11 protein-coding genes and 1 pseudogene are annotated in these 8,021 nt (G+C 57.8%); 2 read left to right on the forward strand and 10 right to left on the reverse strand.

The window, feature by feature from the left end:
* Window positions 1–11 precede the first annotated feature (11 nt).
* Window positions 12–344, reverse strand: coding sequence for a BrnA antitoxin family protein (locus tag GZ093_RS19880; RefSeq protein WP_296489393.1), 333 nt, complete (start codon window positions 342–344; stop codon window positions 12–14).
* An 8-nt stretch (window positions 345–352) separates the two neighbouring features.
* Window positions 353–2,071, reverse strand: coding sequence for an IS1634 family transposase (locus tag GZ093_RS19885; RefSeq protein ID WP_296489394.1), 1,719 nt, complete (start codon window positions 2,069–2,071; stop codon window positions 353–355).
* Between the two features lie 334 nt (window positions 2,072–2,405).
* On the opposite strand from GZ093_RS19885, the gene tnpB reads away from it, so the two are divergent.
* Both tnpB and GZ093_RS19895 read left to right on the forward strand, forming a co-directional pair.
* The gene (tnpB, locus tag GZ093_RS19890; protein WP_296489395.1) at window positions 2,406–2,720 is read left to right on the forward strand and encodes an IS66 family insertion sequence element accessory protein TnpB; all 315 of its coding nucleotides are present in this window, start codon (window positions 2,406–2,408) and stop codon (window positions 2,718–2,720) included.
* Window positions 2,721–2,788: 68 nt separating this feature from the next.
* The gene (locus GZ093_RS19895) at window positions 2,789–4,474 is read left to right on the forward strand and encodes an IS66 family transposase (protein WP_296489396.1); all 1,686 of its coding nucleotides are present in this window, start codon (window positions 2,789–2,791) and stop codon (window positions 4,472–4,474) included.
* Window positions 4,475–4,596: 122 nt separating this feature from the next.
* On the opposite strand, the gene GZ093_RS19900 is transcribed toward GZ093_RS19895, so the two are convergent.
* The 8 genes and pseudogenes from GZ093_RS19900 to GZ093_RS19935 all read right to left on the reverse strand — a co-directional run.
* Window positions 4,597–5,772, reverse strand: a complete 1,176-nt coding sequence (locus GZ093_RS19900) for an ATP-binding protein (protein ID WP_296489397.1) — start codon at window positions 5,770–5,772, stop codon at window positions 4,597–4,599.
* A gap of 60 nt (window positions 5,773–5,832) precedes the next feature.
* Window positions 5,833–6,048: a hypothetical protein gene (locus GZ093_RS19905; protein ID WP_363261178.1), complete on the reverse strand. Its 216-nt coding sequence runs from the start codon at window positions 6,046–6,048 to the stop codon at window positions 5,833–5,835.
* Between the two features lie 177 nt (window positions 6,049–6,225).
* A complete protein-coding gene (locus tag GZ093_RS19910) occupies window positions 6,226–6,468 on the reverse strand; it encodes a hypothetical protein (RefSeq protein ID WP_296489398.1) in 243 nt (80 codons plus the stop codon).
* Window positions 6,465–6,713, reverse strand: a complete 249-nt coding sequence (locus tag GZ093_RS19915; RefSeq protein ID WP_296489399.1) for a CopG family transcriptional regulator — start codon at window positions 6,711–6,713, stop codon at window positions 6,465–6,467. Before GZ093_RS19915 ends, GZ093_RS19910 begins: the two co-directional genes overlap by 4 nt.
* 83 nt (window positions 6,714–6,796) lie before the next feature.
* A pseudogene (locus GZ093_RS19920) lies at window positions 6,797–7,009 on the reverse strand (sugar phosphate nucleotidyltransferase); the annotation flags it as partial.
* A complete protein-coding gene (locus tag GZ093_RS19925) occupies window positions 6,969–7,382 on the reverse strand; it encodes a type II toxin-antitoxin system VapC family toxin (RefSeq protein WP_296489400.1) in 414 nt (137 codons plus the stop codon). The pseudogene GZ093_RS19920 and the gene GZ093_RS19925, both read right to left, overlap by 41 nt.
* The gene (locus tag GZ093_RS19930) at window positions 7,379–7,630 is read right to left on the reverse strand and encodes a type II toxin-antitoxin system Phd/YefM family antitoxin (protein ID WP_296489401.1); all 252 of its coding nucleotides are present in this window, start codon (window positions 7,628–7,630) and stop codon (window positions 7,379–7,381) included. The genes GZ093_RS19925 and GZ093_RS19930 overlap by 4 nt, the downstream gene beginning before the upstream one ends.
* A 149-nt stretch (window positions 7,631–7,779) precedes the next feature.
* A partial coding sequence (locus GZ093_RS19935; RefSeq protein WP_296489402.1) for a type II toxin-antitoxin system RelE/ParE family toxin occupies window positions 7,780–8,021 on the reverse strand: 242 nt, incomplete at its 5' end.

The following is an 8,021-nucleotide window of genomic DNA, read 5'->3' on the forward strand; positions in this document are numbered from 1 at the left end:
TAAATGCCAAATTATTGGCTGTGCAGCTTCTCTTGGAGCCAAACCTTGATGAGCGACTGATAAGGCACGTCGCGGGCGTTGGCGGCTACTTTGAGCGCGTCCAGTAGGTGCTGCGGCAGCCGCAGCGAAATGGTCTTGGTCGTGGGCTTTAAGTTTGGCAGCGTGGCCTTCTTCGCCTTGGTCCAGTCCAGGTGATCGATGGAGTCGTGCGATTCCCAATAGGCGCGCTCTTGCGCCTCGGTGGCGAATTTCGGAATGGCTGGTTTCGGAATTGATTTAGTTGGCTTCTCAAGTTCGACACTTCCTGGACGTAACCCCATGATTTCATTGGAAACGTGGTCCAAAGCGCAGACTACAAAAGAGGTTTTACGAGGTCTGATGACGTCGGTGGTGTCAACTCTAGGGCAGCAAACAGCGACTTTTGTGCCGGCGTCATCTCGGTCAATCCGGTCAGAGTTTTGCCATCGCCGGTTTGAACGGTCTGCTGGTGAATGCGTTTGAGTTGCTCCAGCAGCGTGCTTGGTGATTCGGACCTTTTGGCAGCCTTGAGCCGCATGCGCATCACCCGGTACAGGATCAGGGCCATAAAGCACACCAGGGCGTGTGACCGAATCCGCTGAGGCAAGCGGTGATGCACCGGGCCAATCTCAATATCGGACTTCAGCACCCGAAAGCCCCGCTCAATGTCGGCCAGGCTTTTGTAGCGCTGCACCACCTCCTGTGGTGGGGCATCCGTATTGGTGACCAACAGCAGTTTGCCGTCAAGCAACTCCAGATACCGTTTTCGATCCTCATCAATCGTGTAACTGAACAACTCGGCCTTCAAGTCCACCTTGATCACATGCGCGAGGTGCGCATCCTTGACGGCATGATAGAAACGCGCCTTGGCACCCGAATCCGACAGCGGTCGGCCTTTGCGTTTTTTGCCGCCGTCTTGGGCATCAAGCGTGCCACACCATTCTTGACCCAGAGTGATCAAATCCTGGATGGCCTTATTGCGCGCGGCAGTGCGCCGCTGGGCTGCTTGTCGGTCATGCGCCACCACCAGACGCTTGTCCTGCCATGTGGTCTCTGCGCACCACTCCTGAGTTTGATCTTGGCGTTTCTCTTGCGCCTCATTCAAGCGTTTGAGGTCCTCCACAAAGTCACCGTAGCGCGCAGCCGGTACCGCCAAGATGTAGTCCAACGCGATGTCTCGGCCGTCCTTTTTTAGTTGCGCTTGCAGTTTGCCCAGTTCCTCGATGTTGCCCACACTGAGCAGGCCCCGGTCGGCCACCAGCACCACCCGTTTGAGCGGGTAGCGAGCCAGCAAGCCGCGAATCATCGGCAGCAGCGTTTTGGCCTCGGCCGTATTGCCCGCATGGACCTCGTGCGCAATGGGCAGTCCTTCTGCGGTTTGCACCAAGGACAGCACAAACTGACGCTCAACCATTCCGGATTTGCCGCGTCCATAGGCGCGCACGTCATCTTCCAACTCGGTCTGACCGGTGACCTCCACCGTGGTGAGGTCATAAAAAACGACCGAGAGGTCTTGATCAATCAGCGGGCGCATGAGCGTTGCCAGCCTGGTGCCCAGGGCATCGCTGTATTCATCGAGCACATCCATGGCGCGCAACAGGTGCTGGTGTTCTGGCAAGCCTTGGGAAAAGCCGAAATCCACCGGCAATGCCACTGTCTCCAGCCAGCGAAGCACGCCCAGTTTGCTGCTGGGGTCGCACAGTCTGTTGATAACCATGGCGCGAAGACAGGCCAGCACGTCGACCTCGGTTTTAGAGCGCCGCCACGAAGTAGCCAAGGCATCAAAGCCCAAGGAGCGCCAAAGCTCTGACAGCGCCCATACGTCACCGGCTTGGCGACTGTCGGTAAAGCGCAAACCATCCAGAGCAGCAACAGCGGGGACTACGCCACGGGCGCGTTGCAATGAGGAGATCAGGGTGTCGACTTCGCCACCGGCCTCCAGCCGACCGAGCGTGCAAACGGTGCGTTGGCGGGGTTTGCCTTCAGCATTGCGAAAGGACTCCACCAGTTGGGCGTAGCGCCGAGAGCCCGATTGGGTGACTTTGATGAACATGGCGCCAAGTGTAGCGCAACGTCGGCAAATTTGAACTACATATTACAGCAAACGTGCCACTACAAGCATTTTTGAATTCGAGCAACAAAACTGACGTAACTGCTTGATTTCATTGACTGGTTGGATCGGAAATCTGGAATAAAAACCGAAATGGTGTCGAATTTAAGATGCCAATGCCAGCGACAGCGAGCCCAACGCGCGCCGTTGCAATCGACAACCCGATACCGCCCAACTGCACTTTGCTACTGGCCGGTGGCATACGACTGGAGTTACCAACGCGCCCAGAACCCCACTGGCTCGCAGCCCTGAGCCACTACGCACAGGCAGCGCACTGATGCACCCGGGCTGCAGCATCGATCAGGTCTACCTGTGTCGTGAACCCATTGACTTCAGAAAAGCCATCAACGGCTTAAGCGCACTCGTTGAGCAGGAACTGGGCTTGTCCCCCTTTGCCAGCGCGCTGTACGTCTTCACCAACAGACGCCACACCCAGCTCAAAGCCCTGTACTGGCACCGCAATGGATTTTGCTTGTGGCAAAAGCGTTTGGAGGCCGATAAATTCGCCTGGCCGGTGGATGGGATGCAAAAGCGCCCACTGCGAGCTGCAGTTTGCATGAATTTGGCTGGCTCTTGGAAGGCTTTGATTTGACTAAAAATATACCCCATAAAACACTCAATTTTGCCCGTGTTTCATAGGAGAAACGGCTAAAATACAGCATGTCTTTTAGCTCTCTTGAAGCCACCTTTGTGCCACTGGAAATTGTCTTCCCGAAGCCGCAAAAAGTGTCGGGTTTGCCGACCACTTCAGACCAGCTTGAAGCCCTGCTGTCAGCCACTCAGGCGGCCTGTGAGAAAGCCGCACAAGAGACCTATCAAACCAGCCTGGCGGCCATGCGCCTGCAAGCCCATGAATACATCATCCGCATGCTTGAGCAGGCCACCTTGGCCAGGCACCGCATGTTTGGAGCCAGCTCCGAGCAACTCAGCGCCCAGAGTCGCTTGTTCGATGAAGCCGAAGTTCTGGCGCAACTCAATCCTGAGGCCCAAGACCAGGCAATCATTGCGCCAGCGCCACAGGCAAGCGCTGAAGATGGCGTTGCAACTCAACCAGCTCCACCCGTGACCCGCGGTAAACGCCGCCCACTGCCCGCAGGGTTGCCCCGTGTGGACGTGATTCATGATGTCCCGCAAGCTGATCGCATCTGCCCTTGTGGCACCGAGATGGTGGAGATTGGCCAAGACATCAGCGAGCAGATCGACATCGTGCCAATGCAAATCCGTGTGATCCGTAACATTCGCAAGCGCTACGGCTGCCCGGCCAGTGTGCATGCGCCGATCACGGCAGCACTGCCCCCGCAGCCACTGCCCAAGAGCAACGCCAGCGCCGACTTTCTGGCCATGCTGTTGGCAGTCAAGTTCGTTGATGGCTTGCCACTGGCGCGCTTCGAGCATGTTTTAAGTCGCCATGATGTGGTGGTGCCCCGGCAAACTCTGGCGCGCTGGGTCATTGGCTGCGCAGAGCTGTTGCAGCCGCTGCACAACCTGGCGCGCGACATCTTGCTGGACTGCAGCTTGCTGTACATGGATGAGACGGTGGTGCAGGTGCTTAAAGAAAAGGACAAGGCCCCCACGTCCAACAGTTATATGTGGGTGCAAACCGGGGGGCCGCCGGACAAGCCGGTGGTGCTTTATGACTACGACCGCAGTCGCAGTGCGGCGGTGCCGATTCGCCTACTTGAGGGCTACAAAGGTTATTTGATGACCGATGGCTATGACGGCTACAACGCGCTGGAGCGCGGCGGTGACATCATTCGCTTGGCATGCTGGGCACATGTGCGCAGGCGCTTTGTGGAGGCGGTGCGGGTGCAGCCCAAGGGTAAACGTGGTCTGGCCGATGAGGCCGTGGCCATGATCGGCAAGTTGTATGGCGTTGAGCGTGAGTTCAGGCAAGCCAGTGATGAGGCGCGTCATGCCGCGCGTCAGGGCCGCAGCGTGGGGATCCTGGCTGAGTTGCAGGCTTGGTTACAGAAAAACCAGTCATTGGTGACCCCCAAGAGCACATTGGGTACCGCTATGGCGTACATGGGCAATTTGTGGAGTCGGTTGACGCGCTATACCGAGCGTGGGGATTTGCCGATTGACAACAATCGCTGTGAAAACGCGATCCGCCCGTTTGTGATGGGTCGCAAGGCTTGGCTGTTCAGTGATACGCCGGCCGGCGCACATGCCAGTGCGGTGATTTACTCATTGGTGCAGACGGCCAAAGCCAATGGACTGGAGCCCTATGCCTGGCTGCGTCGGGTGCTGCGCGATTTGCCAGCAGCCAATTCGGTTGAGGCTGTGGAGGCGTTGTTGCCTTGGAATGTGCGTATAGCAGATTTGGCGGCCAGAACGATTCCTTGAGCTACTGGGGTTGATGGAGCGCTTACTCCTTAATAGCTGCTTGTGACCGTCCCATATAGGCCAGATGCACTTTTAACGCGCATAAACACATGGATTGCCGCGCTGCGCTCGCAATGACGGCCCTAAAGCCACGCCTCGGGCGGCGTTGCAAGAAACACATCCAGCGCCACGCCGCCCGTGCCCACCACCAGGCCCGGGCCCGTGCCAAAGCTTTTGGAAAACAGCTTCAGTCCCGTCAGCGCCCCCTTGGAGCGCCCACTTTTAACCTCGATCGGTACAGTCTTGCCGCCATGCTGCAGCACAAAATCTACCTCCTGGTTACGCTCGCGCCAGTAGGTTACCGCCAAGCCCGGCGGCGCGGCGTTAAGCAGGTGCGCACCCACGCTCGATTCCACCAGCCGGCCCCACAGTTCGCCATTGAGCCGAGCCGCCGCAAAGTTTTCGGCAAGCTGCGCAGAAATCAGCGCCGTGTTCAGCGCCTGCAGCTTGGGGCTTGCCGCACGGCTGCGCGCTGCGTCGCCGGCGAATTTATCCAGGCCCGTCAGCATCCACGCGCCCGCCAGCAGACGCAGGTAATGGGCCAGCGTCGTGGTGTTGCCCACATCTTGAAGCTGCCCCGTCATTTTTTGATACGACAACACCTGGCCCGAATACGTGCAACCCAGCACAAACAGGCGGCGCAGCAGCGCGGGCTTGTCAATGCGCGCCAGTTGCAGCACATCGCGCGAAATGGTCGGCTCGATGATCGCGTCCAGCACATAGCTGCGCCAGCGAAACTCGTCGTCCGCCAGTGCCGCAGCGCCTGGGTACCCGCCAAAATACACAAAGCGCTCAACGTCCCATCCAAACGCTTCGCGCATTTCGGCAAACGACCAATGCGGCACGCGAATCAGCTCAAATCGGCCCGCCAGGCTCTCAGACAAGCCCTGCTGCAGCAAAAACTGCGAAGACCCCAGTAACACCACCTGTAGCGCACAACCCGATGAGGCATCTTCATCCCAGAGCATTTTCACCACCTCTGACCAGCGCGGCACCTTGTGCACTTCGTCCAGCACCAGCAGCGCCGGGCCAAGCGCCGCCATCATCCGGGCCACGCGCCACTGCTGCTCGATCCAGTTCGCCTCAGGCGCAGCCGGCAAATCAGCCGTGGCGTAGTGCGCCTGGCCCACAAAAGCAGCCATTGCCTGGCGTGCCAGCGTCGTCTTGCCAACCTGCCTGGGCCCGGCAAGAATCTGCAAAAACCGACGCGGCTGCTGCAAGCGGGCGTTAAGGGTAGCGAGTTGTGAGCGGTAGAACATAACCTACAAATTACTCAGTGTTTTGAGTGATTTTACTCAAATAAATTTGCAATTTGACACTCATTTACAGCCACTCGGATTCTGGCTTTGCCAGCGCCAAGCGTCGGCGCACATTTCCGCCAGCGAGCGGCGGGCGGGCCAGCCCAGTTGCTCGTGCGCCAGCGCAGGGTCGGCATAGTACTGCGCCACATCGCCGGGGCGGCGCGGCATGACCTGGTAGGCGTCGGCACATTCAGGGTCGGTCTTGAGCATGTCCACCACGGCGGCACAAGCCACGCAATATCGGCCCCACGACTGAGGCTGAAGGCGCTGTCGGGGTTCAAAGGCGCTTTGATTAAATTGATAGCTGTTCACGCAAGTGTGACGGGGGCTACAGCCATATTTTGCACTTATTTATACCCGTTCAGGTTGCGACTAAAAAGAATTGGAATCTGACCCCCAACCAATGATGGTTCATGGACGCGGTGACAAGACTGGAATGACTTTTCTGCCATGGCGGCGATAGATGTGGAAATCACTGTCCAGCGTTAACACCCGACTGGGCTCATACAATTCCGACATGCGAACCAGGCAGGCATCTGCCAGTGACGCTGGCACATTGTCGTAGCGCTCGAACAGAGCGCGCACTGCAGATACTTCATCGGCCAGCGACATGGCCACCCAGGGGCCGGTATCGAGAATCAAATGGCTGCTCATACGCGGCCAAAATCATCAAGGTGACGGGGGTTTGAGGAAAGGTCGGAGGGTCCGCCGCTGAAGCAACCTACCAAATCACCGGCCTGCTCCAGCGCCGACAGGGTGGGCACAGCCGCATTGCGCTGGCTGATGTAAACCACCAAGGCGCGTCGTACCAGCTCTGACTTGCTGAGGTGCTCGCGCTCACTGGCCAGCACAATTTCTTGCTCAAGCTGCGGCGAGATTTTGATGGTCAGGGTCTTCATGCCTTGACACTACCGTACAGCAGATCGTAATACCAGCGGATTTTTTCGGTGTTTGCTCGACTGGGAGAAGGAGCAAAACGGGGAAGCACATCACGGATGCCAGCCAGCATCAGGGTGCTGAGTGGGTAGTAAATCATGGGCTTGTCGTACACCGGCAGCAACTGCTTGCTGATGGCCAGCGTGGCCGGGTGCAGCCGGCTGCCGGAGCCGCCTGCGAGGATGATGCCTTTGCGTCGGGTCTTGGAGAAAAGTGTTTCACAGGTTCCAGGGGTTGATGACTTCCAGGCCGGGCACATCAAAATCACGTTCGTTGCGTGTGACTAGGCGCAGGCCATGGTGTAGTGCAGTGGCGGCCAGCAGGCTGTCAATAGCCGGTAAAGGACGTCCGGCTTGGGCAACCAGGCGTCCCCATCGGTCAGCCACGGGCAGATCAACCGCAAGAATTCGCCCGGTAAAAAAGCTGGGGAGGTCAGACTCAAGCCAGTCCAGTAGCGCCAGGCGGCGTGAGGCGTCTGCAAGGGTTTCAATGCCCTTGCGCAATTCACCCAGCGTTAGCACGCTCAGGTAGAGGGTGGTGGCGGGCCGGTGCGAAAACCAGTCCACCACGCCAGGGTGTGGCGTCTTGCGGCGCAATTCAGACAATACGTTGGTGTCAAGTAGATAGCTCACAGTGCTATCTCTCGCGTCAGGCTCGTGTCACGGTCAAGGTTCACCTCCTCCATGCCATACAAGGGCGAACGTCGCATGAAATCTACCAGCGACTGGTCAGCACCGGCCAGGCGGTCAAAAGCTTCGCGCGACAACATCACGGCCACCGATCGGCCATGCACCGTGATCTCTTGCGGCCCCAACTGGCTCGCTCGCTGAATCAACTCCGACAGGTGCGCTTTGGCCTCTTGCATTTGCCAGGTTTGCATGCTTGACTCCTTATTCTGACCAGAAAGGTCATATTTTAATTCAAACATGGGTTCGCGCCTCAACTTCACAAGATTTCAGCCAGCATGCGGTCCACGCCCTGCTGCCAAGCGGGTAAGGCCCAGGTATTGGAGACAACAGCAATGCGCATTTATCGCTTTAAATTTTTATAAAAATTCTCGTGACTGCCGTGTGCGAGCAAAATTATTGCCGCTTCCCCGACCTCATAAGCCAGCAACCACTGCTGCGTGTTGTGCTTGTATTTCACAACCCTAACGCCAGCCAAGTCACCCTTTTTCATGTCCCCGGCTTTGGGTTGGTCCACAAGCGCGCGCAACTGCTCATCCAATGCATTCTTCTCTGCCGGATGCAAGCCCTTGATGTTGCGAGCGA

The organism is Rhodoferax sp. (genome assembly GCF_010365055.1).
In the GTDB taxonomy this organism is placed as follows: Bacteria; Pseudomonadota; Gammaproteobacteria; order Burkholderiales; family Burkholderiaceae_C; genus Rhodoferax.

Excerpts from the sequence above, each read along its gene's own strand:
- GZ093_RS19885 (WP_296489394.1), bottom strand. The coding sequence starts at position 2,071 with ATGTTCATCAAAGTCACCCAATCGGGCTCTCGGCGCTACGCCCAACTG.
- tnpB (WP_296489395.1), top strand. The coding sequence starts at position 2,406 with ATGCACCCGGGCTGCAGCATCGATCAGGTCTACCTGTGTCGTGAACCC.
- GZ093_RS19895 (WP_296489396.1), top strand. The coding sequence starts at position 2,789 with ATGTCTTTTAGCTCTCTTGAAGCCACCTTTGTGCCACTGGAAATTGTC.
- GZ093_RS19900 (WP_296489397.1), bottom strand. The coding sequence starts at position 5,772 with ATGTTCTACCGCTCACAACTCGCTACCCTTAACGCCCGCTTGCAGCAG.
- GZ093_RS19910 (WP_296489398.1), bottom strand. The coding sequence starts at position 6,468 with ATGAGCAGCCATTTGATTCTCGATACCGGCCCCTGGGTGGCCATGTCG.
- GZ093_RS19915 (WP_296489399.1), bottom strand. The coding sequence starts at position 6,713 with ATGAAGACCCTGACCATCAAAATCTCGCCGCAGCTTGAGCAAGAAATT.
- GZ093_RS19930 (WP_296489401.1), bottom strand. The coding sequence starts at position 7,630 with ATGCAAACCTGGCAAATGCAAGAGGCCAAAGCGCACCTGTCGGAGTTG.